Here is a 25441-nt window from a genome sequence, read left to right on the forward strand (position 1 = left end):
GGACTTTGACAAACTTCTACCATAGTTCCCGACGGTTCCCATTTTGGGGATCAAAAGGGAATGCGGTGCGGGGAAATCCCCCAATTCCGCGGCTGCCCCCGCAACTGTAAGCGGCGAATCCTTCGTCATAAGCCACTGGGCATCTCGGTCCTGGGAAGGCGACGATGGGGTAACGACCCGCGAGCCAGGAGACCTGCCGTCAGCCGTGGTCACACGCGAAGATGTCGGTCGGGGAGTACAGACATTAGCTTCACCTGAGCTGCTGAAAGCACATGGTGAGACTTGGTTCGCTGTGACGTGCCACTGACGTCATACCGAGGTCCAAGTCATGTCTTTCACCAACACAGCCACGCGGCGCCGCCGCTTTTGGCTCACCAGCAGCTTCCTGATACCCATCTCGCTTGGCATTTCCGGCGCACAGGCGCAGCAAACGGCGCCCGAGCAACTGCCACCGATCGAGGTAACCTCGCCCACTGACGCGAACCGGACCCGCGCCAAACCGACCTACGATGAAGGATCGACCTCGCGCCGCATCGTGCCCGCGGCTGCGCCGTTGACCGGCACGCGACCTGCGGCGGGGACCGGCTCGAACGTCGCATCGCAAAGCGCCCCGCAAGGCGCGGGCGCAGGCGGCGGACGGCAGTTCTCCGGCATCGTCGGCACGGCGTCGACCGTTATTACCGCCGAAGAGATCGCGCATTCGCCCGCACAAACGTTGCAGGAAATCATCGCGCAAACGCCGGGCGTGCAACTGACTAGCCTGTTTGGCGGCGTCAACGGCGCCAAGACCAGCGTCGACCTCCGCGGTTTCGGCGCTTTCGCGACCTCAAATACCCTGGTGCTCATCAACGGCCGAAGGCTCAACGACATCGACATGGCCGGCGTCGATTTTTCGACCATTCCGCGCGATTCGATCGAGCGCATTGAAATCACCCGCGGCAACAGTGGCGCGGTACTGTATGGCGACAACGCGGTCGGCGGTGTCATCAATATCGTCCTGAAGAACGGCGTCGGCGGCCCACCAGTCGCCATTCGAAGCGAGGCCGGCGTCGGCTCGTTCAATCAACGACTTGCGAATCTCTCGGCCACGACCAATTACGGACCGTGGTCGACATCGTTCTATGGCAATGCAATCAAGTCCGACGGCTATCGGGAAAACAATGCGCTCGACCAGCGCAACGGGGTCGGCAATCTCAATTACTCCACGCCCGACCTCAAGGCCTTTCTCACGGTGACCGGTGACGACCAAAAGCTCGGATTCCCCGGCGGCCGCTTAGTCGATCCCTCGATCGGTCTCAACGAACTGGTCACGAACCGCCGGGGCGCCGCCACGCCGTTCGATTACGGCAATCAGCAGGGCGCCAGCGCCACCGCCGGTTTCACAAAAACGCTGTGGAACGGCGCCGAACTCATCGTCGACGGCGGCGTGCGGAAGAAGGATACGCAAAGCGGTTTCTTCGGTGCGGTACCGTTTGCTTCGCCGCTGCCGAGCTTCTCCTCGACCTATAACGATGCGGCACTGCAGACCTGGTCGATCACGCCGCGACTGAGTGTCAAGAACTCGATACTCGGGATGCCCTCACAGATCCTGACCGGCATCGATTATTACGATGCGACGTTCAACCAGGAACGCGGGGCGTTCAAAGGCCTTCCGCCCACCCACATCTACGATCTGTCGCAACAGTCGGTGGCGGGCTATTGGCAGCAGACCGTCGGTCCGCTGCCGACGACGGATTTCTCCTACGGCGCCAGGATTCAAAATACCAGCCTGAGTGCCCGGGATCGGTACGACCCCAACGCGCCCGGTTGCGCCATGTTCTTTAACTGCAGCGCTCAGGCCTTCCCGTTGGACAGCAACGAAACGCAATATGCGCTGCATGCTGGCCTCGAGCATCGCTTCAATGGCGTATTCTCGGTGTTCGGCCGCGCCGCACGCGCGTTCCGCACCCCGACCGTGGACGAGCGCGTCGCCTCGGGTCCGGCATTCGACCCCTTCTTCACCCCGCTGCCCGGCGACTTCAATTTGAAGACCCAGACCTCGCACGACATCGAGGGCGGCTTCCGCATCAAGAGCGGTGCCTTCCAGATGCAATCGAGCATCTACAACATGGACCTCGAGAACGAGATCCATTTCAATCCCGTGCTGTTCCACAACTTGAACCTCGATCCCACCCGCCGCTACGGCTCCGAGACCAGCGCTTCGCTGCGCGTCAGCGACAGCGTGCTGCTGCGGGGTGGCGTCGCCTATACGCGCGCTGTCTTCCGCGAGGGTGCGTTTGCGGGGAACGACGTGCCGCTGGTGTCGCGCTACACCGCGAGCGGCGGCGTGACCTGGAACATCTGGCAGAACTATCTGGTGTTCGACGCCACGGTGCGCGCCTGGAGCGAACGCTTCATGGACAACGACCAGGCCAACACCCAGCGCCGCATTCCGGCAGACGCCACCGTCGATTTGAAACTGAGCGGCGCCTACGATCGTTTCTTCTGGTCGGTGGGCGTGAACAACCTGTTCAACGCGCTCTATTACGACTACGCCATTGCGAGCTCGTTCACGCCCGGCCGTTTCTCGGCCTATCCGCTGCCCGGCCGCACCTTCATGGTGAAGGCTGGCGCGACGTTCTGACCGATATAGCCGGTTCGGCTTATGTCGAACTCGACATAAGCCGAACTATGTCGAGCACGAAGTTATGTTGCGACGGCCATCCGGCCCCTGACCGTTAAGGGTCAAAGGGGCAGGTCGCTTTACATAACTAATTGCCTGCTGCCGCTGTCCCCGTGAGAATATTCGCGTGGAGCTTTCGCGGACAGCGCCTCCGGCCAAGCATGCAAACGTCCAGCCGATTGCCGCCGCGCCCGAGCTTTCTTCCGTCGCTCCGCTGAAGGCGCAGCGACGCCAAACGAGAATTGGACTGGCCGAGAATCCATGAATTGGCACTTCTACCAGTCTTGTAATTTCTTACGATACTAGGATGGCAATGTTCGCCAACACGGTCATGCAAGCCACGGTCCTTAGTCTGGAACATGGGAGGCCGAAATGCCTCGAACAAAAACTCTTGCCCCCACGCTGGAGCTTCCTTCCGCCGTCCCGCTGATGGCGCTTTCGACCGGTTTCTGGGCCTTCAAGACTCTGGCCGCTGCGCACGAGTTGGACCTCTTCAGCCGCCTTGCGGGCGGCGCCGGCATCACGGTTGCCGGGCTGGCGGAAGCCCTCGGTCTGCATCCACGTCCGGCCGAGATGCTGTTGACCGGCTGCGCTGCACTCGGGCTTTTGGAGAAAACGGACGGCCGTTATCGCAATACGCCGTTAAGCGAAGCCTATCTCGTGCGCGGGAAACCGTATTACTTCGGTGGCTTCGTGCAGATGGCTGACAAGCGGCTCTACGCGGGCTGGGGGAGGCTTACAGAGGCGCTGCGCACGAACCGGCCAACCACGTGGGACCCGGCAGTGCAATCCTCGATGTTCGACGGCGAGGATCCGACGATGCTGGCACTCTTCTGGGAGGCGATGCATTCGCTCTCCACGATGACCGCGCGCAAGCTCGGCGAAGCCGTGGATCTCAGTCATTTCCGCCGCCTTCTGGACATCGGCGGTGGATCCGGCGCGTACGACATCGAGCTTTGCAAACAGTATGGGGCGCTGCGTGCGACCGTGTTTGACTTGCCGCATGTGGCCGCGATCGCCGCGGGAAAGATTACCGAGGCCGGCTTGACCGACCGCATCGAGACCGCCGGCGGCAACTTCTTCGAACAGCTTCCCGGGGATCACGACGTGCATCTCCTGTCGATGATCCTGCACGATTGGGACGAGGCGAAGAACCGCGCCCTGCTGCGCCGGTCCTTCGAGGCTTTGCCGAGCGGCGGCGCAGTCGTCATCAGCGAGCTTCTCGTCAATAACGAAAAGACCGGGCCGGCGCCGGCTGCGCTGATGAGCCTCAACATGCTGATCGAGACGGAAGGGCGGAACTACACGCCGGCCGAATACTCGGCGTGGCTCGAGGAAGCCGGATTCCGGGACATCGAGACGGTCTGGTTCGACGCACCCGCCGCAAACGGCGCCGTGATCGGCCGTAAGCCGTAACTCAAGGGAGGCCTCATGCGGCGATGACGCGAACGCAGGTTGCCATCATCGGCGGCGGTCCCGCCGGTCTACTACTCTCCCACATGCTCGCCCGCAACGGCGTCGACAGCATCGTGCTGGAGCGGCAGAGCCGCGGCCATGTGCTCGAGCGCATCCGCGCCGGGGTGCTGGAAGCGGGAACGATCGAACTCTTGCGCGAGGTCGGCCTCGGCGCACGCATGGATCGGGAGGGACGTGTCCATGACGGCTCGGGCATCGCGTGGGAAGGCAAGCCGCACTTCTTCATCGACACCCGCAAGTTCACCGGCCGACCGATGATGTCCTATGGCCAGACCGCGATCACCGAGGATCTCTATGCCGCGCGCGACGCGGCTGGCGGCGTCGTGATCGATGACGCGGCAAACGTCGCGCTGCACGAGCTGACGTCGGACCGCCCGCACGTGACCTACGAAAAGGGCGGGCAGACCCGCCGGATCGATTGCGACTATGTCGCTGGCTGCGACGGCCACCATGGCGTGAGCCGGCAATCGATCCCGGCGTCGGTGCTGCGCACGTTTGAGCGCGGCTATCCGTTCGGCTGGCTCGGCATCATGTCGGAGACGCCGCCCTATCCGGAGATCTGCTATTGCTATCATTCGCGCGGCTTCGCGCTCGCCTCGCAGCGCAGCCCGATGCTGAGCCGCTACTACATCCAGTGCGATCTCGACGCCCGCATCGAGGACTGGCCGGACGACCGCTTCTGGGAGGAATTGAAGGCGCGCTGCCCGAAGGACATGGCCGACAGCATCGTGACCGGTCCCTCGATCGAGAAATCGATCGCGCCGCTACGGAGCTTTGTCGCCGAGCCGATGCGCTATGGTCGCCTGTTTCTGGCGGGCGACGCAGCGCACATTGTCCCTCCCACAGGAGCGAAAGGTCTCAACCTCGCGGTCTCCGACGTGTTCTACCTCTCGCGCGCGTTGACCGAGGCCTTGAAGGCCGGCCGCACCCACTATCTCGACGGCTATTCCGATATGGCGCTGCGCCGGGTGTGGAGCGCCGAGCGCATGTCGTGGTGGCTGACCACGTTGATCCACCAGTTCCCTAATGAAGCGCCGTTCGACCGGCGCATGCGCGAGAACCAGTTCGATTACCTTCTTGCGTCGGAGCGTGCGCAGGCATCGCTCGCCGAGCAGTATGTCGGCCTGCCATTTGAGAGCTGATGCCGCGAGCGCTACGCTTCGCTGCCGCAATCGCTCGCAGCGCCTTATCGGCAGCGGGGCCCGCACGAACTCTGGAATCGAAGGACACTGGCAACTCGTTGATTCCAGTGTGGCTTGGTTCAGAAGTCCGTATGTCCGACTCGCCGCGAGAATGGTGCGGACTTCTGAACCGCCACACTAGTGATGCACACGAAGCCTGTTGACCACATGCAGAAGAACAGCCGTCTTATGCGACTGCCGGCCCGCATCTAGGAGTCTGGTGACCGGACTGATCGCCGCAGCCTCGACCGCCTTGATCCTCTCCAGCACCTGGGCACCTGCGCAGGAGGTGAAGGTCGGCGTTCAGTTGCCTTATACCGGCGTGGGCGCGGAGAACGCGCAGCAAATCGATCGAGGTCTTGATCTCTACCTCAAGCTCAACCCCCGACAAGGTCAAGCCATACACGATCAAGCTGATCAGACGCGACGCCAAAGATCTCGCCGGCGCCAATGCGTGTGTCGCGGTGCAGGAGCTGCTGACCCAGGACAATGTCGATATCCTCACCGGCTGGTACGATTCGCCGAGCGCGATCGCCAGCGCGCCGCTGGTCAACGCAGGAAAGAAGCCCGCGGTGATCCTGAACGCAGGCGCAGCGCACATCCCGAACCTCTCGCCCTATTATGTCCGCGTGTCGTTCAGCAATTGGCACGCTGGATTCTCCATGGGCGAGGCCGCCGCTAAGACACTGCAGGCGAAGACCGCGGTGGTCGGCTATAAATCAGCCAGGACAGCAAGTTGCAAAGGATGGGAGAGGCAGCGGCCGGGCTTGTCACCGCCTACCACTACAATGCCGAAGAAGGAATACGGTGCCGACGCAGTTCCGGACTTCTTCGCCGTCGGCGGCTACGACGGCATGGCGGCAATCGTGCACGCGATCCATGCAACGAACGGCAAAAGCGACCCAAGCGAGGCGCTTGCGGCGCTCAAGGGCTGGACGCATGACAGCCCACGCGGGCCGATCGAAATCGATCCGGTTACGCGTGACGTGGTGATGAACGAGTATCTCTCGGAGGGGATCATGCAGAACGGTCGTCTGCATCAGAAGGTGATCAGGACCATCGAGCGCGTCAAGGATCCGTGCAAGGAGCTGAAGATCGATCCGTGCCGCCCCCATTGAGCACGTTGCGCAGCGATGACCGCGTTGGGTATCGGTCCGTTTCAGCCGTAACCGATTGTCCGAATCCCGAAATCACCCCGTAACCTGGCCTGCTGAGATTTGAAGCTGCGAACTAACCGTCAACACTGAGGAATGCGCCATGCTCAACCATCTCCAGCGCGCTGCTGCGCGCACGACAACGCTTGCCCGCCAGCCCGGTTCGATTTCGGGCGAGACAAAGCTGCGGGCGGTCGATCAGCCGATTGCCGCCACGCTGGAGCTTCCTTCCGCCGTCCCGCTGATGGCGCTTTCGACCGGTTTCTGGGCCTTCAAGACTCTGGCCGCTGCGCACGAGTTGGACCTCTTCAGCCGCCTTGCGGGCGGCGCCAGCATCACGGTTGCCGGGCTGGCGGAAGCCCTCGGCCTGCATCCACGCCCGGCCGAGATGCTGTTGACCGGCTGCGCTGCACTCCGGCTTCTGGAGAAAACGGACGGCTGTTATCGCAATACGCCGCTCATCGAAGACCGGCTCGACCTGCCGTGTTCCCGCAACCTTTCATATCAAGGCAGATTCTGTCAGAAACTGCGCCATTTTCGACCGAAAATAACATCCTCTGCGCGCCGATCCGTGGTAAATGGGCCACAGACCGCTCGACGATATCAGTCGTGATTTCAGAGGTATGACATGAATGATGAGCCGAAGAGCGCCGCCGAGCTGAAAGAAATGAGGCTCAACCGCAAGCGCGCCCAGGAAGTCGACGGCATCAAGGCGATGGCCGAGATCGCGGCTGCCGATATTGCGATCCGCCAGCGAACCGAGAAGCTGCGCGCGCTGCGCCTGGCAAAGGAAGCGGCCGACCGTGCAAATCCGCCGGAATCGAAGGTCAAGGGCAAGACCAAAGCCAGGATTGCGAAAAGAGGCTGACTTGAAATGACGAAAGAGGATCGCGATCGCGCCCAGGCGCGCTTCGACAAGGCGGCCAAGGCCGTTCAGGACGCCAAGTCCGGCAAAGCCGAACGCGACGCAGCGGCGAAAGCCGTGCTCGACAATATGGCGAAGCTGAAGGCGTTGCGGCTTGCGCGCGAAGCAGCCGAGCCGCAACGTGCGCCCGCCGCAAAGGCCGCAAAGAAGGCGCGCAGCAGCACAAAGCGGGCCGACGAGAAGCCGGTGGCCCTGTCCGAGTGGCTGGCGAGCCAACAGAACGGCGGACGGCGAACCTGAGATCGGCCGATCGAACTCGAAGATTCGGCGTTACGCCGGCCCCGGCCAATCGATCATCGATCGCGTCTTGTTCTCGGCATCGTAAACCTGCACCTGAAGCATCTGGAAGCGGTTCTTCAACGCCATGCCCGCTTCCTCAGCCGCCTCCACCGTATCGTGATGCGACTTGAAGTGGCCATCCACGACCAGCGAATAACCGGCGGTCGGAGCCTTGTCGGCGCGGAGGATCTTGCGCTGTTGCGGTTCATCGAGCGCAATGCGGGGCTTCTTCATACTGGCTCCATGTGATGCCCTTCGAGCTGAAGCCGCAAAAAGGGCGGGAAGAAACGTTTGACCGGCGCTAGGATATCTTCCGGGCGCGATTAGATTGAGGTCATGCCGTTACCCTGAGTCGGCATGCAGCGCAAACGCCGATTGATCCGGCGAGAATCATCACTTTGGTGAAATCATATGGGCGGAACAGGCAGGAAGAACAGCGAGCCTCCGAAACAAGGCGATGCCAAGCCGAAGAAGCCACCGCGCCCGCCGGTTGAGGAGGAGGAGGACTACGAGGACGGCGACATCGCTACGCCGAAGCGGGACCGTTATGGCCCCGACGATGAGCCGTTGTAGCCTCATAAAAGTTGTCATCGCCCGCCAACGGGTCGCGCGAAGGCGCGCCCGATGACAGGCTCCGGGGCGGGCGACCCAGTACGCCACGGCCTTTCTGCAGAACATCAGCGCTGCGGAGTACCGGATCGCCCGGTCAAGCCGGACGATGACGAGCTGTGTTGGTAGAAGCCTTCGCTTTCAATCACCCGAATACTCGCTGCATCGAGCAGATGCGCGCCAAAGCCGCCGCGTGCTAGTTTGACCGCCAGCTTTGGCGAAACCAGCAGCGCGGCTGCCGTCAGCGCCAGCGGCACGGCGCTGATCCAGTCCGACTGCACCGGTGTGAGTTCTTCGCTGCTGCTGGCATAAGGCCCGCGCGCCGCAGCGAGATGCAAGCATTCCCTGAGAATGTCGGGCCGCGTTCCGCCGCGCGCCGCACATCCGAGCAACGCCTGCATCGCCAGGTGCGTGAGCACGCCCTCGCGGCTTGCAAGCAACGGAGCCGGCGTCTCGCCCAGCGAGATCAGAAGCAAAAGTCCGACGAGGTCGACGCCGGAGCGATAGGCATTCATCGGCTCGACCAGCCGCGGATTGCAATCGATCAGCAATGGCGCGGTATCGACGTCCGGCATGATGTAATCGACCGATAGCGCGCCGTGCCAATCGAGCGCCCGGCCGATCTGCTCGACGTAAGCGCGAACGACCGGCCGGCTCACGCTCTGCTTGATCGCCTCGCCGCCACCAACACCCGCCGCGATCTGCCGATAGGCATGAAAGCCGAGCATCCGGCCGCGGCAGAATACCGATTGCGCCTTCTCGGTAGTGCCTACGACGAGGTCTTGCACCAGCACCTCACCGGCGAATGCGTCGCTGTCCTCGAGATCGTGTAGCGCGCGGGTCAGGTCGTCCGCGCTGCGCACGAACCAGATGCCCCGGCTGGCGGTGCCGACAGAAGTCTTCACGACGGCCGGATAGCGAACCGCATCGCGCACCCCTTGCGCGGATTGCACGATGCGCGTCGGCGGCTGCGGCAATCCCAACCGATCGAGCAGCCGGCTGAAGCCGGCCTTGCTATGCGCCTCGCGATAGCTCTCGAAGTTCGGCAGCGCGAGACCGGCGCGGCCTTCGATGCGCTGCGCGACCCGCGCAAACAAAAATCCCTGCTCGTGCGTCGGCAGCAGCACGTCGAATTTTCCGCCGGCCAGTCGCTGCTCGACGAAGGTCAGGTAACCGGCGGGGTCGTCCCGCAGTCCAGGGCAGCGATGAAATTTGCGGACGAAGCGCGAGAACCGCGATAGACACCAGGGCGAGGGATCGCAGACCTCGACGTGATGGCCCGAAAGACCGAGAATCGTAATGGCCTCCCGGGCCGAAGTCGAGGAACCTTCGGAGACCAGTACCCGGAGCGGTGTTGCGGGATCAGGCATGCCGGATCATTGCCGCGTAAACCGCCTTTGTCTCCTGATTTAATGGCGGCATTTCGTGCGCCCTGCCCTGCGCCGGGGCAGCCATGCAGCGGCATTCATGGACAAATAACGGCCTGCCTATATTTTCAGCCCCGCCCAGCCGGGCCACAAGTTTCACAGGATTTTTGAGCTGACATGGTCGACATTCTGGCCGCACCGCAACAAGCCAAAGTGGACACCTCGCTGCGCACGCTCGCGGCGATTTCGGTCGCCCATTGGGTCAGCCATTTCCATCTGTTTGTGCTGCCGATGCTGTTTCCGTTCCTGAAGGAGCAGTTGGGCGTCGGCTACATTGAGCTCGGCTTCGCGCTCACGGTGTTCGGCGTCGTCTCCGGCCTGACGCAGGCCCCGATCGGTTATCTCGCCGACCACATTGGCGCGCGAAAAGTGCTGCTGATCGGCCTCACCGTCGGCGGCCTCGCGCTGATCATGCTTGGCCTGCACCTGAGCTACGTCTCGCTGATCATCTCGGCCGCGCTGCTCGGCCTTGCCAACAGCGTTTATCACACCTGCGACTATGCGATCCTGTCGACGCATATGGATGAAGCGCGGATGGGCCGGGCGTTTTCGGTCCATACCTTTGCGGGTTTCCTTGGCGGTGCGGTGGCGCCCACGATCATGCTCATGCTGGTGACAGCCGTCGGCGGGCTCGGCGCGCTGATCGTGGCCGGTGCGGTCGGCCCTGCGGCAGCGCTGCTATTGATCGCGGTCAGGATTCCCGATGCCAGTTCGGCCGATCGCAAGGCCGATGACCCTGCAGCGCCGCAGCAGAGCATCGTGACGCCTGCGATCATCGTGCTGACGATCTTCTTCATGCTGCTCGGCCTGTCCAGCGCCGGCATCAGCAATTTCGGCGTCGTTGCGCTGATGAGCGGCTTTGGCGTGACGTTCTCGGCCGCCAACGTCGCGCTGACCGCCTATCTCGGCGCCAGCGCGGCCGGCGTGCTCGCCGGCGGCTATCTCGCCGACCGCACCACGCGGCATGGCAATGTCGCCGCTGCGTGCTTTGCCATCAACGCCGTCATCATAACAATCATTGCGACGATCAATCTGCCGTCGGTGGTGCTGACCGCCGCGATGGGGCTGGCCGGATTCCTCGGCGGCGTCATCGCCCCTTCGCGCGACATGCTGGTGCGCAACGCGGCTCCTGCGGGCGCCGCGGGCCGCGCCTTCGGTATCGTCTCCACCGGCTTCAATTTCAGCGGCATACTCTCCCCGCTATTGTTCGGCTGGATCATGGATCAGAACCTGCCGCATTGGGTGTTCGGCGCCTCCGTCGCCTTCATGTTGCTGACGGTCCTGCTGGCGCTGGTGACCGACCGCAAGCCTGCGGAACCCACCAGAACGTAACAGCATCGGTCTTTTATTTTGACGCGTTTTCTTCACGCGAACCGGCGGCCACCCCCGGATCAAGTCCGCTCGAAAGCGCTTTGATGCATTCCTGAACCTCATCCCCGGCGGTTGACAGTGTCCGGGGACGCCGGATGATGCGTCAACAAAAGCCAGATCCGGGATGGAAGCCATGACCTCGACCCCCGACCTCGTGATCCGCGGCGGCACCGTTGCCGATGGCAAGGGTGGCGACTTGTTCGAAGCCGACGTGGCGATTGCAGGCGGCCGCATCACCGAAGTCGGCAAGATAGCGGCAAAGGGCAAGGAAGAAATCCACGCCAAGGGCAGACTGGTTACGCCAGGCTTTGTCGACGTCCACACACATTATGATGGCCAGGTCACCTGGAGCCAGGACATCACGCCCTCCTCGCAGAACGGCGTCACCACAGCGATCATGGGAAATTGCGGCGTCGGCTTCGCGCCGTGCCGACCGGCCGACCATGTCCGACTGATTCAATTGATGGAAGGCGTCGAGGATATCCCCGAGCCGGTGTTGAGCGCCGGCATCCCATGGGCATGGGAGAGCTTTCCGGATTACATGGAGTGGCTGTCGAAGAGAAGCTTCGACATGGACATCGGCGCGCAACTGCCGCACGCGGCTTTGCGCGTCTATGTGATGGGCGAGCGCGGCGCGCGCCGCGATCCCTCGACATCAGACGACAACAAGGCGATGGCAGCACTGGCTGCTGATGCGGTGCGATCAGGCGCGCTCGGCTTCTCGACCTCGCGCACGCTCAACCACCGCACCTCGACCGGCGATTTTACGCCGACGCTGAAGGCCGGCGAGGACGAACTGACCGCGATTGCCGCTGCGATGCACGCGCACGGCCGTAGCGTCTTTCAGTTCGTCCTCGATCTTTCCGGAATCGACGAAGATCTGCCGATGATGCTGCGGGTGGCGGAGAACACGAAGATCCCGGTATCGTTCTCGATCACGCAGAACGACAGAGCGCCGCAGCGCTGGCGCCAGACGCTCGACACCATCAGGGATGCTTCGGCGCGCGGCCTGTCGATTACGGCACAGATCGCGGCCCGCCCGGTCGGATTGATGCTCGGCCTCGAATTGTCGCGCAACCCGTTCCAGACTCATCCGAGCTACCAGGCGATTGCACATCTGCCGCTCACCGAGCGGCTCGCGCGGCTGCGCCAGCCGGACGTACGCAAGGCGATCCTGAGTGAGCACGCCACCGCGACCGACGATCCGCTGTTCTTCCGGCCGAACTACGACAAAATGTACCTGCTCGGTGATCCGCCGGACTACGAGCAGCCGCCGGAAAACACGCTGGGCGCCCAGGCCCGTCGCCAGGGCAAGCAACCGGAAGAACTCGCCTATGATGCGATGCTGACGGATGACGGCCGCGGCATGCTCTACGTGCCGTTCCTCAATTATGCCGACGGCAATCTCGATGCTGTCAGCGAGATGCTGCGCGATCCCAATGCCGTGCCGGGGCTCTCCGACGGCGGCGCGCATTGCGGCATCATCTGCGATGCCAGTTTCCCGACCTATCTCTTGACGCACTGGACGCGCGACCGCACCCGCGGCGAAAAACTGTCGATCCCGTTCGTCGTCGCCGCGCAATCGCGCAAGACCGCGCTTTCGGTCGGCCTCTACGACCGCGGCGTGATCGCGCCCGGCTTCAAGGCCGACGTCAACGTGATCGATTACGACCGTCTGCATCTGCATCCGCCAAAAGTGCATTACGACCTGCCGGTCGGCGGCCGCCGCCTGATGCAGCAGATCGATGGCTATGACGCCACCATCGTCTCCGGCGTGGTGACGCAGCACGCCGGCAAAGCCACCGGCGCGCGCCCGGGCAAGCTGGTGCGCGGCGCGCAGGGCTCAAAGCCGCAGATGGATGCGGCGGCGAGTTAAGACGGGGCCGTTTCGTCGTACTCGGTGTCGTCCCTGCGAACGCAGGGACCCATACGCCGCAGCCTGCGGAAATGGCACACGGCGAGACGGCGGCGCTTCAACAATGTAAGCTGGTGGTTATGGGCCCCTGCTTTCGCAGGGGCGACAAGTTTAGGGGTTCTCGCCTCTATTCCGTCGTCCCTGCGAACGCAGGACCCATACGCCGCGGCTCATCGTTCAGGGCGATGTGGCAGACGTCTCGCTTAGACAATCAGCATTCGTGGTTATTGGGTCCCTGCGTTCGCAGGGACGACGGATGGATTTGTTATTTCCTCAGGCGAATTTCGGTTGTGCCGCTGCTTGCGCCATCAGCCTTGCGCGTTCCGTGTTCGGCCACAGCAGCAACAGGCCGAGTAACCCTGACGCCGCCATGATCACGGCGTTGATGGTGAAGCCGGTCATGTAGCCGTCGAGCGGCACCGCCGCATTCTGAATCACGGCGCCCATCACGAACGGCGCGATCATTCCCGCCAGCGTGTAGATCGCGCCATAGATTGCGATCACGGCGCCGCGCTGCTGCACCGGGGTGAATTCGCCGAGCATCGGCGGACAGACCACATAGATCGAGCCGCACAACCCGGACCCGACGACGAGGAACGCAATCTGCCATCCCGCGCCGTTGACATAGGGTAGCACGGCAAGAATCGCCCCGCCGACGATCAGCGGCACCGAGCCGAGCACACCGCGCGCACCGCGCGTGGTATAGCCGCGCGTCAGCATCACCTGCGAAACCCAGCCCGTCAGCAGCACGATGGCCGCGCCGAACACCCAGGGCAAAACCGAAATCCAGCCTGCGTCTTGTTGCGAGAAGCCCAGCCCCTTGACGATGAATGGCGTGAACCAGGTGAGGCCGAGCGACAGCGCCCAATAGGCGCCAAAGGTCGCGGCGCAGCAGCCGATAAAGGTTCGCGAAGTTAGAAGCTGGAGATAGGGAACGCGCGGGTCGGCAGCGGCCGTTGTAACGGTCTGAACCAGCGGTCCCTCCTTTCCCATGACCAGCCACGCCGCTGCCCACATCAGGCCGACGATGCCGAGCGCGCCGAACGCATAGTGCCAGCTATGATTGACGATGATCCAGTTCAGTGCGGGCACCGCGAGGATCACCCCGAACGCCGAGCCCTGCGAAAGGATCGCGGTGGGCAGCGTCCGCTTTTCGTCGGGAAACCACTTGTAGACCGCGTGCGCCGCTACCGCGAACGCAGGTCCCTCCCCTGCACCAAGGATGATGCGGCAGATCACGAGCGTCGTAAATCCGACGGTGCCGACCATCGGAAACTGCGCCACCGACCAGATCACCGCCATCGCGAGCAGCACCCAGCGGGTATCGATGCGATTGACGATAAAGCCCACGACGATGGCCGAGATGGAAAACAGGAAAAAGAACGAGGATCCGAGAAAGCCGAACTGTTCCGGCGAGAGCTTCAGCTCATCCATGATCGGCGCGCCGGCAAGCCCGACGACGATCTTGTCGGCAAAGTTCACCAGCATGAACAGAAACAGCAAGAAGGTAATTGTCCAGGCGCCCTTGGGCGTCCCCGTGGGCGTCGCTTGCGCGGTCATGGCTGGTTTCCCCGTATCTTTGCTGATTCTGTAGGATTGGCCGGTTTCGATGCTACAAGGGGGCTTGCGGGCAAGGCAACCGGGATTTCCGCAAATGCCCGCCGTGCAACTGCCGGCTGGTGCGACAGGCGCACGCCACAACCGGATCACGATCGCGGCGCGGCGCGATTGAGGCCGTGATCGGGGACGCGTGCCCTGATATGTTGCATGCCATCACGTCGGGGGATTTTCATGGTCAGATCGGTCCATCGTCTCGCATGACCAAATACAATCCCAGTGCGACCGGCCCCGTGCTGCACGTGGCCGGCCTGACCAAGAGCTACCGCACCGCCGGCGAAGAGGTCGCGGTGCTGCGCGGCGTGAACCTGACGGTCGCTGCCGGTGAGAGCGTCGCACTCACCGGCGAATCCGGCAGTGGCAAGAGCACGCTCTTGCACCTGATCGCCGGGCTCGATGCGGCCGACGGCGGCGAGATCAGGTTGGCGGATGCCGCAGTCGCCGAACTCAGCGATGCCGAGCGGGCGGAAATGCGCCGCGACCGGCTCGGCTTGGTGTTTCAGCAATTCAACCTGGTCCCGAGCCTCACCGTGGAAGACAACCTCGTTTTCCAGTCGCGCATCGCCGGTCGTCACGATGCGGCCTGGCACCACGAACTGGTGGAGCGGCTCGGGCTCGGCCGCTTCCTGAAGCGCTATCCCGAGCAATTGTCCGGCGGTCAGCAGCAACGCGTCGCAATCGGCCGGGCATTGGCGGTCAAGCCGCTATTGCTGCTCGCAGACGAGCCGACCGGCAATCTCGACGAGGACACGGCGGACGAAGTGCTGGCGCTGGCGCGCGACCTGGTGACGCGCAGCGGCTGCGGTTTTCTGTTGGTGACGCACAGCGCGCGGCTCGCAGCAACGCTCGACCGCCAGGTCAACCTCCACGCCGGGGTGATCGCGTGAAACGCGCGCTGTGGACGCTGGCCGTGCTGCTGAGCCACTGGCGGCGGCACCCGATGCAGTTGGCGACCCTGCTGATCGGGTTGATCTCGGCGACCGCGCTGTGGAGCGGCGTGCAGGCGCTCAATCAGCAGGCGCGCACATCCTATGATCGCGCCGCCGCTACGTTTGGCGGCACGCGCACCGCCATGCTGGTCGCCCGCAACGGCGTAACTTTTCCGCAAGAACTTTTTGTCGAGTTGCGCCGCGCCGGCTGGCCGGTCTCGCCGATGCTCGAAGGCCGCATCCAGATCGAGGGACGGTCGTTGCGGCTGCTCGGCATCGAACCCGTTACGCTGCCCGCTGAAGTCGGCAACGCGCCGACGATCGGCAAAGCCGGCCTGCAATCCTTCATGACGCCGCCGGGCGAGATCCTGGTGGCGCCGGAAACGCTTTCCGACCTCAAGCTCGCGGAGGGCGCGCGTCCACGAGGCGATGGCGGCGCACCGCTGCCGCCGCTTCGCGTGCAGCCAAACCTGGTGCCCGGCGTGCTGGTCGTCGACATCGGCATTGCGCAGAACCTCCTGAAAATGCCGGACCAGCTTTCGCGGCTCCTGATCGGCAAGGCGACCGGGAGGCACGCGCCGCTTGAAAGCGTTGCCGGCGACAAGCTTCGGCTGGTCGAAGCCGATGCGGAGACCGATCTCGAACGTCTCACCGACAGTTTTCACCTGAACCTGACCGCGTTCGGGCTGCTGTCGTTCTTTGTCGGCCTGTTCATCGTCAATTCGGCGATCGGGCTCGCCTTCGAGCAGCGGTTGCCGACCTTGCGCACCTTGCGCGCCTGCGGCGTCTCGGCGCGGATGCTGAACGCCGTGCTGGTGCTTGAGCTGGTGGCGCTGGCACTGGCCGCGGGGCTGATTGGACTCGTGTGCGGTTACTTCATCGCCGGCGCGCTACTGCCTGACGTCGCCACATCGCTGCGCGGGCTCTATGGCGCGCAGATTCCGGGACATCTCACGCTCAAGCCGCAATGGTGGATCGCGGGCATCGCCATCAGCATCTTGGGCGCGCTCGCAGCGGCCGCTGCCAGTCTCACCAAGGCGCTGCGGCTGCCGTTGCTCGCCACCGCCCAGCCCTTCGCCTGGCAACAGGCGCAGCGGCGCTGGCTCATTTACCAGAGCGCGCTGGCCCTCGTCGCGTTCGCAGCGGCCGGCGGCTTTTTGTGGTTTGGCGATTCCCTGATTTCTGGCTTTGCCGTGCTCGCTGCAATAATGCTCGGCGCAGCGCTGATCCTGCCGATGTTTCTGGAAATCGTGCTGTCGCTTGGCCAGCGCTATGCACGAGCCCCGCTCGGAATCTGGTTCTGGGCCGACAGCCGCCAGCAATTGTCGGGATTGTCGCTCGCCCTGATGGCGCTGTTGCTCGCATTGGCGGTGAATGTCGGCGTCTCCACCATGGTCGAGAGTTTTTCCCGCACGTTTCTGGTCTGGTTGGACGGGCGGCTGGCCGCAGAAATTTATGTCAACGCCGCCAACGACGCGCAGGCACACGAGATCAAGGCGTGGCTTCGCGAACGCCCCGAGGTCGAGGCGATCCTGCCCGGCGGCCGTGCCGATACGCAATTGGCGGGCGCGCCGATCGAGGTGCTGGGCCTGCCCGATCACGCCACCTATCGCGACAACTGGCCGCTGCTGCAATCGACTGAGGATGCCTGGGTCAAGCTTCGCCCTGGCGATGCGGCCCTTGTCAGCGAACAACTGGCGCGACGGCTGCATCTCTCCCTTGGCGACCGCATCGAAGTGCCCGCGTCAGGCGGAAACTGGACGCTCAACGTGGTCGGCATCTATGCCGATTATGGCAACCCCAAGGGCCAGATCGCGGTGAACTTCGCCGCGCTGACGCGGCGCTTTCCGGAAATCCCGCTGACGCGCATGGGACTGCGGGTCGCCTCGCCAAAGATCCCGGCGTTGATCTCGGCGCTGCAGGAAAAATTCGGCCTCGACGATCGCAATGTCGCCGACCAGGCGGCGATGAAGGCGGAATCGACGCGGATCTTCAACCGCACTTTCGCGGTCACGGCGGCGCTGAACGCCTTCACGCTCGGCGTCGCCGGCGTGGCGCTGTTGACGAGCCTCTTGACGCTTGCCAATTCCCGCCTGCCGCAACTGGCCCCGTTGTGGGCGATCGGCGTCACGCGGCGGCGGCTCGCGGCCATCGAGCTGTTGAAGACGACCTCGGTGGCGTTGATCACCACCATCTTTGCGCTTCCGCTGGGTTTGCTGGTCGCGTGGTGCCTGCTCGCGATCGTCAACGTCAAGGCGTTCGGTTGGCGGTTGCCGTTTCATGTCTTTCCGCTGCAATTGCTGTGGCTCACCGGCGTCGCGATGGCGGCAGCGGTTGCGGCTTCCGCGCTCCCCGTTATCAGGCTGGCGCGCATGCAGCCGACCAGCCTGATCAGGATCTTTGCCAATGAACGGTAGCGACCTCATTACCCGCCGCTGCTTCATTGGCGGTACACTCTTGGCCGGATTCGGCGGCGAGGCACTCGCGCAGGGCTTTGCCGGGCTTGGCGATAGCGCGGATGGATTTGCGCCGGTCGTGCCGGGCAGGACATTTGGTTTTCCTGCCGACCACGGCCCACATCCGGAATTCCGCATCGAGTGGTGGTATGTGACGGCCAATCTCAGCGATGTCAGCGGAGCAGCCTACGGCGCCCAATGGACGCTGTTTCGCCAAGCGATCGCGCCGGGCGGACCGCGAGAGGGCTGGGCCAACCAGCAGATTTGGATGGGCCATGCCGCCGTCACCCGCGAAGATACTCATCGCTTCAGCCAGACGTTCGCGCGCGGCGGTGTCGGCCAGGCCGGCGTCGAGGCCAACCCGGTTCACGCCTGGATCGATGCCTGGGAGATGCGCGCCCTCGATTCCGTGAATGACGACAATATCGCACCGCTGGAACTGAAAGCATCGGGCGCCGACTTCAGCTACACGCTGCGGCTTGACGCGGATCGGCCGCTGGTGCTGCAGGGCGAAGGCGGCTACAGCCGCAAATCGCTGCGCGAACAGGCCTCCTATTACTACAGCCAGCCGCATTTTGCGACGACGGGCATCCTCACCATTGACGACAGGCCCATCGACGTCACCGGCATGGCCTGGCTCGATCGCGAGTGGAGCAGCCAGCCGCTGGCCGCGGATCAAAGCGGATGGGACTGGCTCTCGCTGCATTTCAACGCCGGCGACAAATTGATGTTGTACCGGATGCGCCAGACCGACGGCCAGCATTATGGCTCGGGCAAATGGATCGCGCCCGATGGCACGGCCGAGCAACTCGCCTCCGCGGATATCGCCATGACGCCGCTCGCGTTCACCGAGATTGGGGCGCGAAAAATTCCGACCACATGGCGCATCGAGGTTCCGAGCAAGGCGCTCAGAATCGAGTGCACGCCGCTCAATCCCCAGAGTTGGATGGGCACGAGCTTTCCCTATTGGGAAGGCCCGATTCGCTTCGCAGGCAGCCACACGGGGGTGGGCTATCTGGAAATGACGGGCTATTAAGCCCGCGCACGAAACAGGGGAGTTTCAGCGATGTATCATCTCACCGCGCTCGTCAGCTTGCTGGCGATCCTGGTCTACTTCTACTCGTCCGTTCGTGTGTCGCAGGCGCGCGGCAAATTCGGCGTCAAGCTGCCGGCGATTTCGGGCAATCCAGATTTCGAGCGCGTGTTTCGCGCGCAGATGAACACGCTGGAATGGCTGCCGATCTTTTTGCCGGCGCTATGGCTGTTCGCGATTTATATCAGCGACAGCATCGCCGCTGCGCTGGGGCTGGTCTGGGTGATAGGCCGCATTCTCTATATATTTGGCTACGCGAAGTCGGTCCCACAGCGCAGCCCCGGCTTTGCGACTCAGGCGCTGGCGACGATCGCGCTGTGGGTCGGCGCATTCGGCGCCATCGTGTGGCGGTTGGTGCAGGGGTGACGGAGCGCTAACCCCATCCCCTCGTCGTCCCTGCGAACGCAGGGACCCATACGCCGCGGCTTCTCAATGGAGCAGATCGTCAGACGCCCGCTTTAACAACAACCGCCTGTGGTTATGGGTCCCTGCGTTCGCAGGGACGACAAAAAGCTTACTTCACCAGCGGGCAGCCGGAATCCTTCGCCGCCGGGAACGCCTTGTCGCCCGGCACCACGGCGAGCTGCTTGTAGTAATCCCACGGCTTCTTCGATTCAGATGGCTTCTTGACCTCGAACAGATAGAGGTCGTGCACCATGCGGCCGTTTTCCAGCACCTTGCCGCCTTGCGCAAAATCGTCGTCGACCGGGAGCTCCTTCAGCTTCTTCGCCACCGCCTCGGTATCCTTGGTGCCCGCCGCTTTCACCGCCTTCAGATATTGCAGCGTCGCCGAATAGGTGCCGGCCTGGATCATGTTCGGCATGCGGCCGGTGCGCTTGAAGAAGCGTTCGGCGAGATTGCGGCTCTTGGCGTCTCGGTCCCAGTAGTAGCCTTCGGTCAGCACCAGGCCCTGGGCGGCGTCGAGGCCGAGGCCGTGCACTTCGGCAAGCGTCAGCAACAGGCCGGCGAGCTTCTGGCCGCTCTTGACGATGCCGAATTCCGCCGCCTGCTTGATCGAGTTGGTGGTGTCGAGGCCGGCATTGGCGAGACCGATGATCTTGGCTTTCGAACTCTGCGCCTGCAGCAGGAAGGAAGAGAAGTCCGACGAGTTCAGGGGAATGCGGACTGCGCCGAGCACCTTGCCGCCCTTCGCCCTGACGAAATCGCCGGTGTCTTTTTCCAACGCATGGCCGAAGGCGTAGTCGGCGGTCATGAAGAACCAGGTATCGCCGCCGGATTCCACCAGCGCACCGCCGGTGCCGTAGGCGAGCGCGTGCGTATCGTACGCCCAATGGAATCCATACGGCTGGCAGGAATCGCCGGTGAGGCGCGAAGTCGCAGCACCCACGACGATGTCGATCTTCTTCTTCTCCTTAGAAAGCTCGTGAATCGCGAGCGCGACGGAAGAGGTCGTCAGCTCCGTGATCATGTCGACGCCCTCGACCTCGTACCAGCGCCGCGCGATCGCGGTGGCGAGATCCGGTTTGTTTTGATGGTCGGCGGAGACGATTTCGATCTTGTGGCCGAGCACCTCGCCGCCAAAATCCTCGATCGCCATCTTGGCCGCTTCGAACGACCACTTGCCGCCGTAATCGGCGTAGACCCCGGACTGGTCGTTCAAAATGCCGATCTTGACGCCCTGCGCCGATGCCGGCGCGGCGAGCAAAAGACCAACTGCCGCAGCGGCGGCCAACAATCCCGACTTCATTCTTTTCTCCAGGAATTTTTTGTCAGAGGAACCTCGCGACTTTATTCAATAACCCCGCGAGTGCCCATCCATTTCAGATCAGCCAAAAGTATTGGGGAACTTTGATCGAAACTGCGCCGTCATTGCGGGGCGCGACGAGCGCGAATTCACACCGCCGCCCGCTTCTTGCCCTTGCCCTCGGCGAGGTTGCGCACGATCACGTAGAAGATCGGCGTGAACACCAGGCCGAACAGCGTGACGCCGATCATGCCGAAGAACACGGCGACGCCCACCGCCTGCCGCATCTCGGAGCCGGAGCCCGACGAGATCACCAGCGGCAACACACCGAGGATGAAGGCAAACGACGTCATCAGGATCGGCCGCAACCGCAGCCGGCAGGCTTCGATCACGGCGTCCAGGCGCGCCTTTCCTTCGAGTTCGATATCGCGCGCGAACTCAACGATGAGAATGGCGTTCTTGGCCGCCAGCCCCACCAGCACCACGAAACCGATCTGGGTCAGGATGTTGACGTCCTGCCCCATAATCCGCACACCGACGGTGGCAGCGAGCAGGCACATCGGCACGATCAGGATGACCGCGAACGGCAGGCTCCACGAGCCATATTGCGCCGCCAGTACCAGATACACGAACAGCACGCAGATCGGGAATACATAGAGGCCCGCGCTGCCGCCGGTAACCTGCTGGTAGGACAGATCGGTCCATTCGAACGAGAAACCGCTCGGCAGCGTTTCTTCGGCCAGCTTCTTCACGGTCTCGATCGCGGTCGCCGAGCTGGTCCCCGGCAACGTGTCGCCCTGCAGCTCGGACGCCGGATAGAGATTGTAGCGCGCGACGCGGTCGGGGCCGGAGATGTCGCTGAAACTCACAACGCTGCCGAGCATCACCATGTCGCCGGCGGCGTTACGGGTGCGCAGGCGTGCGAGATCGGACGTCTCCTTCCGGAACGGCAGATCGGCCTGCGCCGTGACGCGGTAGGTGCGGCCGAACAGGTTGAAGTCGTTGACATAGGACGAGCCGAAATAGGTCTGGATCGTATCGTTGATGTTCGCAATCGGCACGCCGAGCTTCTGCGCCTTGACGCGGTCGATGTCGACGAACAGTTGCGGCGTGTTGGCGGCAAACGGCGAGAACACCTGGGTCAGGCCGGGCGCCTTGCGCGCGGCGCCGACCAGTTCGTCGGTTGCGGCCGCGAGCATTTCCGAGCCGCGGCCCTGACGGTCCTGGATGCGCATCGTGAAGCCGCCGCCGGTGCCGATGCCGGGCACCGCCGGCGGCGGGATGACGATGATGAAGGCACCCTGGATGCTCGCCAGCCGCGTGCGCAGATTGTTGGCGATCGCGCCTGCGGAAAGCCCCTTCTTGTGGCGCTCTGCCGGATCTTCGAACACGGGGAATAGCGCGGCGGCATTGCCCGCCTGCGTCCGCGTTGCGCCCGAGAAGCCGGCAAATGCCGCGACACGAATGATGCCCGGCGTATCCAGCGCAATCCGCTCGATCTCGCGGACCACTTCGGTCGTTCGCGCCAGCGAGGCCGCACCCGGCAATTGCACGGAAACGATCACGTAGCCACGGTCCTGCGCCGGAATGAAACCTTGCGGCGTCGTCATCAACAGCCATCCGGCGCTGCCGATCAGCGCCGCATAGAGCACCAGCATCACTACCGCGTGCCGGATCACGAAATCGGCGGTGCTGGCATAGCCATGTGCCAACCGGTCAAAGCCGCGATTGAACACGCCGGTAAAGGCGCCCCAACCGCGGGCGATGAAATTCCAGCGTGCCGGCGGCCTCTTGTCCTCATGCGGCTGCAGGATCAACGAGGCCAGCGCCGGCGACAGCGTCAGCGAACAGAAGCAGGAAATCGCGGTCGCGACCGCAATGGTGACGGCGAACTGCTGGAAGAACTGCCCGGAGATGCCGCCGAGGAAGGCGGTCGGCACGAACACAGCGCACAGAACCAGCGCGATCGACACCAGCGCGCTGCCAACCTCCTGCATGGTGCGGAGCGCGGCGTCGCGCCGGCTCATGCCATGTTCGAGGTGGCGCTCGACGTTTTCGACCACCACGATCGCGTCGTCGACCACGATGCCGACCGCCAGCACAAGGCCGAACAGCGTCAGATTGTTGATCGAGAACCCGAGCGCCGCCATCACCGCAAAGGTGCCGACCAGCGAGACCGGAATCGCGATGATCGGGATGATCGCCGGCCGCCAGCCTTGCAAAAATACCAGCACCACGATCACGACCAGCGCCATCGCCTCGTAGATCGTCTTGATCAGCTCGCTGACGGACTGCGCGATGAATTCGGTCGGGTTGTAGCCGATGTTGTAGTCGAGCCCCTTCGGGAAGCTCGCCTTCAGTTTCTCCATCGTGTTGGAAATACTCTTGGCGGTCGCCAGCGCATTCGAGCCCGGCCGCTGCGTCACCAGCATGGCGACAGCGGATTTGCGCAGCAGAAAACTGTTGGTCGAATACGCCAAAGCACCGAGTTCGATCCGCGCAACATCGCGCAGCTTGACCGTGCGCCCGTCGGCGCCGGCCTTGACCACGATCTCCTCGAATTGTTTCGGGTCTTTCAGCCGGCCGGTAAAGGTGAGATTCGGCGAAAAGGCGCGGTCGCCGATCGGCGGCTCCGCGATCTGGCCGCCCGCGATCTGCACGTTTTGCGAGCGGATCGCCGCCACCACTTCGCCCGCGGTCAGGCCGAGCGTCGAGATCTTGTCGGGATCCAGCCACAGCCGCATCGAATAGTCGCGCGCGCCGAAGATCTGAATGTCGCCGACGCCGTCGAGCCGCAGCAACTCGTCCCGGACCTGCAGCAGCGCGTAGTTGGAGATGTAGAGCTGGTCGAACGTATCATCCGGCGACAGCATGAACACGACCATCAGGATGTCGGGGCTGTTCTTGCGGGTGATGACGCCGTTGCGCTGCACCTCTTCGGGCAACCGCGGCTGCGCGATCGCGACGCGGTTCTGCACCAGCACCTGGGCCTTGTCGAGATCGGTGCCGAGCTTGAAGGTGACCGTGATCGTCAACTGCCCGTTCGAGGTGGCCTGGCTGTAGAGATACAGCATGTCCTCGACGCCGTTGATCTCCTGCTCGATCGGAGCGGCGACGGTGTCGGACACGGTTTGCGCAGAGGCGCCGGGATATTGCGTAGTGACCGTCACCGTCGGCGGCACCACCTGCGGATATTCGGAGACCGGCAGCGTGGTGTAGGCGATCGCGCCGACGATCAGAAGCACGATCGACAACACCATCGCCAGGATGGGCTGGTTGATGGAGAGGCGGCCGAGATTCATGTCTTGGCACCGGCCGGCTTGATCTCACCCGGCTGCGGGCTGACCTTTGCCCCCACCCGTGCCCGTTGCAGGCCGTCGATAATGACGCGGTCTTCCGGCTTCAGGCCCTCACGGATCACGCGCAGGCCTTCATCGAGCGGTCCGAGCGTCACCGGCTTCGCCTCGACCGTATTGTCGTCCTTGACGACAAAAACGATCTTGCGCGACTGGTCGGTCGCAACTGCCGTGTCCGGCAGCAGCAGCGCCTCATAAGGCCCGCTGCCGACGATCCGGACGCGGCCGAACTGTCCCGGCAGGATCGAGAGATCCTTGTTCGGGATCACGGCGCGGCTGCGCAGCGTACCCGTCGAGACGTCCAGGCGATTGTCGAGGAAATCCATCTTGCCCTCATGCGAGGGCTTGGTTTCGCCGGTCAGCGTCACCTGGACCGGGTTCGGCGTGTCGCGCGAACTCGGCCGCCTGCCTTCGAACCAGAGCCGGCTGTTTCGCAAGTAAGTCGCCTCGTCGACATCGAAATAGATGTAGATCGGGTCAAGCGAGACGATCGAGGTGAGCAGCGTGGCGCCGCCCTCGGAGCCCTGCACGAGATTGCCTGGCGTCACGAGATGGCGGCTGACGCGGCCGGTGATCGGCGCCATCACATGGGTGAATTCGATGTTGAGCTTGGCGGCCTTGAGCGCGCCTTCGGCCTGCATCTCCGCGGCGCGCGCCGCCTGCAGGGTCTGGCGGCGCTGGTCCACGACGGAATCGGACACCGCCTGGGTTTGATTTAATGTCAGCGCGCGGTCGAGTTCGCGTCTAGCGAGTTCCGCTCTCGCGCGCGCATCGGACAACTGCCCGTCGGCCTGTTCGGCGACCGCCTCGAACGGACGCGCGTCGATCACGTACAGCAGATCACCTGAGCGCACGATCGCGCCGTCGCGGAATTCGACGCTGGTCACGAACCCGCCGACGCGGGCGCGAACCTGGACCTCCTGGATGGCCTCGAAGCGGCCGGTGAATTCGTCCCAATCGGTGACGGTGCGTTTCACCGGCTGCGAGACCGTGACCGATGGCGCCGCGGCGGCTGGCTGTTGCGGCGGCTTGTCGCCACAGGCGGACAGCGCAAGCGCGAGCAATGGGGGCAACCATTTGAGACCGCGAAGTGAGTGACCATCACGGCTTGCCGCAGCCGGGCGTCTCAATGGCTCAGTCGTGCTCAATCCCATCTCCCCCTGCATTCTCAACATCCTGATCGATGGAAAAGCTTGCCGTGGAACTTAGTTGCGGAGGCCACAGATGTGATTGGTTCCCAGTCTCGTCAAGAACCGGCTGGGATCAAGCACAATCGTTATGCATCA

General features: G+C 63.4%; 20 protein-coding genes and 1 riboswitch. Of the genes, 14 read left to right on the forward strand and 6 right to left on the reverse strand.

Features of this window, described 5'->3' with window-relative positions:
* The first annotated feature begins 15 nt into the window (after positions 1 to 15).
* A riboswitch (cobalamin riboswitch) is annotated at positions 16 to 215 on the forward strand.
* 113 nt (positions 216 to 328) lie between these two features.
* From V1290_RS16775 to V1290_RS16805, 7 genes are all read left to right on the forward strand, one after another.
* On the forward strand, positions 329 to 2623 hold the full coding sequence (locus V1290_RS16775) for a TonB-dependent receptor (protein ID WP_334365437.1): 2295 nt from the start codon (positions 329 to 331) through the stop codon (positions 2621 to 2623).
* A 468-nt stretch (positions 2624 to 3091) separates the two neighbouring features.
* Positions 3092 to 4078: a methyltransferase gene (locus V1290_RS16780; protein ID WP_334365438.1), complete on the forward strand. Its 987-nt coding sequence runs from the start codon at positions 3092 to 3094 to the stop codon at positions 4076 to 4078.
* Between the two features lie 23 nt (positions 4079 to 4101).
* On the forward strand, positions 4102 to 5280 hold the full coding sequence (gene pobA / locus V1290_RS16785; RefSeq protein WP_334365439.1) for a 4-hydroxybenzoate 3-monooxygenase: 1179 nt from the start codon (positions 4102 to 4104) through the stop codon (positions 5278 to 5280).
* Positions 5281 to 5678: 398 nt separating this feature from the next.
* Positions 5679 to 6437 (forward strand): ABC transporter substrate-binding protein, encoded by a 759-nt coding sequence (locus tag V1290_RS16790; RefSeq protein WP_334365440.1) that lies wholly within the window; start codon positions 5679 to 5681, stop codon positions 6435 to 6437.
* Between the two features lie 139 nt (positions 6438 to 6576).
* Entirely contained in the window at positions 6577 to 7086 is a 510-nt protein-coding gene (locus tag V1290_RS16795; protein ID WP_334365441.1) for a methyltransferase family protein, read from the forward strand.
* Positions 7087 to 7101: 15 nt separating this feature from the next.
* Positions 7102 to 7341 carry a hypothetical protein gene (locus tag V1290_RS16800; RefSeq protein WP_051379883.1) on the forward strand — a complete coding sequence of 80 codons (240 nt, stop codon included), beginning with the start codon at positions 7102 to 7104 and terminating at the stop codon, positions 7339 to 7341.
* A gap of 6 nt (positions 7342 to 7347) precedes the next feature.
* Positions 7348 to 7638, forward strand: coding sequence for a hypothetical protein (locus V1290_RS16805; protein WP_334365442.1), 291 nt, complete (start codon positions 7348 to 7350; stop codon positions 7636 to 7638).
* A gap of 30 nt (positions 7639 to 7668) precedes the next feature.
* Here V1290_RS16805 and V1290_RS16810 read toward each other — a convergent pair whose 3' ends face one another.
* Positions 7669 to 7911, reverse strand: coding sequence for a hypothetical protein (locus V1290_RS16810; RefSeq protein WP_057841290.1), 243 nt, complete (start codon positions 7909 to 7911; stop codon positions 7669 to 7671).
* A 177-nt stretch (positions 7912 to 8088) separates the two neighbouring features.
* On the opposite strand from V1290_RS16810, the gene V1290_RS16815 reads away from it, so the two are divergent.
* Positions 8089 to 8250 (forward strand): hypothetical protein, encoded by a 162-nt coding sequence (locus tag V1290_RS16815; protein ID WP_334365443.1) that lies wholly within the window; start codon positions 8089 to 8091, stop codon positions 8248 to 8250.
* Positions 8251 to 8354: 104 nt separating this feature from the next.
* On the opposite strand, the gene V1290_RS16820 is transcribed toward V1290_RS16815, so the two are convergent.
* Complete coding sequence (locus tag V1290_RS16820; RefSeq protein ID WP_334365444.1) at positions 8355 to 9656, reverse strand: hypothetical protein; 1302 nt, start codon at positions 9654 to 9656, stop codon at positions 8355 to 8357.
* 174 nt (positions 9657 to 9830) lie between these two features.
* Between V1290_RS16820 and V1290_RS16825 the strand changes: the two genes are divergently transcribed.
* Together V1290_RS16825 and V1290_RS16830 are read left to right on the forward strand one after the other, a co-directional pair.
* On the forward strand, positions 9831 to 11045 hold the full coding sequence (locus V1290_RS16825; RefSeq protein ID WP_334365445.1) for an MFS transporter: 1215 nt from the start codon (positions 9831 to 9833) through the stop codon (positions 11043 to 11045).
* Positions 11046 to 11217: 172 nt separating this feature from the next.
* Positions 11218 to 12960, forward strand: a complete 1743-nt coding sequence (locus V1290_RS16830; protein ID WP_334365446.1) for an N-acyl-D-amino-acid deacylase family protein — start codon at positions 11218 to 11220, stop codon at positions 12958 to 12960.
* Between the two features lie 312 nt (positions 12961 to 13272).
* Here the strand turns inward: V1290_RS16830 and V1290_RS16835 are convergent, their stop codons facing one another.
* Positions 13273 to 14559 (reverse strand): MFS transporter, encoded by a 1287-nt coding sequence (locus tag V1290_RS16835; protein WP_334365447.1) that lies wholly within the window; start codon positions 14557 to 14559, stop codon positions 13273 to 13275.
* Positions 14560 to 14816: 257 nt separating this feature from the next.
* Between V1290_RS16835 and V1290_RS16840 the strand changes: the two genes are divergently transcribed.
* Genes V1290_RS16840 through V1290_RS16855 form a run of 4 tightly spaced genes read left to right on the forward strand, consistent with a single transcriptional unit; the run spans position 14817 to position 19460 of the window.
* Positions 14817 to 15503: an ABC transporter ATP-binding protein gene (locus V1290_RS16840; RefSeq protein ID WP_334365448.1), complete on the forward strand. Its 687-nt coding sequence runs from the start codon at positions 14817 to 14819 to the stop codon at positions 15501 to 15503.
* A complete protein-coding gene (locus V1290_RS16845; protein WP_334365449.1) occupies positions 15500 to 17962 on the forward strand; it encodes an ABC transporter permease in 2463 nt (820 codons plus the stop codon). The genes V1290_RS16840 and V1290_RS16845 overlap by 4 nt, the downstream gene beginning before the upstream one ends.
* The gene (locus V1290_RS16850) at positions 17952 to 19037 is read left to right on the forward strand and encodes a lipocalin-like domain-containing protein (RefSeq protein ID WP_334365450.1); all 1086 of its coding nucleotides are present in this window, start codon (positions 17952 to 17954) and stop codon (positions 19035 to 19037) included. The genes V1290_RS16845 and V1290_RS16850 overlap by 11 nt, the downstream gene beginning before the upstream one ends.
* A gap of 30 nt (positions 19038 to 19067) precedes the next feature.
* Positions 19068 to 19460: an MAPEG family protein gene (locus V1290_RS16855; protein WP_334365451.1), complete on the forward strand. Its 393-nt coding sequence runs from the start codon at positions 19068 to 19070 to the stop codon at positions 19458 to 19460.
* 148 nt (positions 19461 to 19608) lie between these two features.
* Here the strand turns inward: V1290_RS16855 and V1290_RS16860 are convergent, their stop codons facing one another.
* The 3 genes from V1290_RS16860 to V1290_RS16870 all read right to left on the reverse strand — a co-directional run bounded on the left by V1290_RS16860 (position 19609) and on the right by V1290_RS16870 (position 25309).
* Positions 19609 to 20802, reverse strand: a complete 1194-nt coding sequence (locus V1290_RS16860) for an ABC transporter substrate-binding protein (RefSeq protein ID WP_334365452.1) — start codon at positions 20800 to 20802, stop codon at positions 19609 to 19611.
* Positions 20803 to 20948: 146 nt separating this feature from the next.
* A complete protein-coding gene (locus tag V1290_RS16865) occupies positions 20949 to 24101 on the reverse strand; it encodes an efflux RND transporter permease subunit (RefSeq protein WP_334365453.1) in 3153 nt (1050 codons plus the stop codon).
* Entirely contained in the window at positions 24098 to 25309 is a 1212-nt protein-coding gene (locus V1290_RS16870) for an efflux RND transporter periplasmic adaptor subunit (RefSeq protein ID WP_442894176.1), read from the reverse strand. Before V1290_RS16870 ends, V1290_RS16865 begins: the two co-directional genes overlap by 4 nt.
* Positions 25310 to 25441 lie beyond the last annotated feature (132 nt).

This window comes from Bradyrhizobium sp. AZCC 1578, assembly GCF_036924675.1.
Lineage (GTDB): Bacteria > Pseudomonadota > Alphaproteobacteria > Rhizobiales > Xanthobacteraceae > Bradyrhizobium.

Bases quoted from the DNA above. Each gene is read 5' to 3' on its own strand.
- V1290_RS16800 (WP_051379883.1), top strand. From the start codon at position 7,102: ATGAATGATGAGCCGAAGAGCGCCGCCGAGCTGAAAGAAATGAGGCTC.
- V1290_RS16780 (WP_334365438.1), top strand. From the start codon at position 3,092: ATGGCGCTTTCGACCGGTTTCTGGGCCTTCAAGACTCTGGCCGCTGCG.
- V1290_RS16795 (WP_334365441.1), top strand. From the start codon at position 6,577: ATGCTCAACCATCTCCAGCGCGCTGCTGCGCGCACGACAACGCTTGCC.
- V1290_RS16830 (WP_334365446.1), top strand. From the start codon at position 11,218: ATGACCTCGACCCCCGACCTCGTGATCCGCGGCGGCACCGTTGCCGAT.
- V1290_RS16825 (WP_334365445.1), top strand. From the start codon at position 9,831: ATGGTCGACATTCTGGCCGCACCGCAACAAGCCAAAGTGGACACCTCG.
- pobA (WP_334365439.1), top strand. From the start codon at position 4,102: ATGACGCGAACGCAGGTTGCCATCATCGGCGGCGGTCCCGCCGGTCTA.
- V1290_RS16855 (WP_334365451.1), top strand. From the start codon at position 19,068: ATGTATCATCTCACCGCGCTCGTCAGCTTGCTGGCGATCCTGGTCTAC.
- V1290_RS16870 (WP_442894176.1), bottom strand. From the start codon at position 25,309: ATGGGATTGAGCACGACTGAGCCATTGAGACGCCCGGCTGCGGCAAGC.
- V1290_RS16850 (WP_334365450.1), top strand. From the start codon at position 17,952: ATGAACGGTAGCGACCTCATTACCCGCCGCTGCTTCATTGGCGGTACA.
- V1290_RS16820 (WP_334365444.1), bottom strand. From the start codon at position 9,656: ATGCCTGATCCCGCAACACCGCTCCGGGTACTGGTCTCCGAAGGTTCC.
- V1290_RS16840 (WP_334365448.1), top strand. From the start codon at position 14,817: ATGACCAAATACAATCCCAGTGCGACCGGCCCCGTGCTGCACGTGGCC.
- V1290_RS16815 (WP_334365443.1), top strand. From the start codon at position 8,089: ATGGGCGGAACAGGCAGGAAGAACAGCGAGCCTCCGAAACAAGGCGAT.
- V1290_RS16805 (WP_334365442.1), top strand. From the start codon at position 7,348: ATGACGAAAGAGGATCGCGATCGCGCCCAGGCGCGCTTCGACAAGGCG.
- V1290_RS16810 (WP_057841290.1), bottom strand. From the start codon at position 7,911: ATGAAGAAGCCCCGCATTGCGCTCGATGAACCGCAACAGCGCAAGATC.
- V1290_RS16835 (WP_334365447.1), bottom strand. From the start codon at position 14,559: ATGACCGCGCAAGCGACGCCCACGGGGACGCCCAAGGGCGCCTGGACA.
- V1290_RS16865 (WP_334365453.1), bottom strand. From the start codon at position 24,101: ATGAATCTCGGCCGCCTCTCCATCAACCAGCCCATCCTGGCGATGGTG.
- V1290_RS16860 (WP_334365452.1), bottom strand. From the start codon at position 20,802: ATGAAGTCGGGATTGTTGGCCGCCGCTGCGGCAGTTGGTCTTTTGCTC.
- V1290_RS16775 (WP_334365437.1), top strand. From the start codon at position 329: ATGTCTTTCACCAACACAGCCACGCGGCGCCGCCGCTTTTGGCTCACC.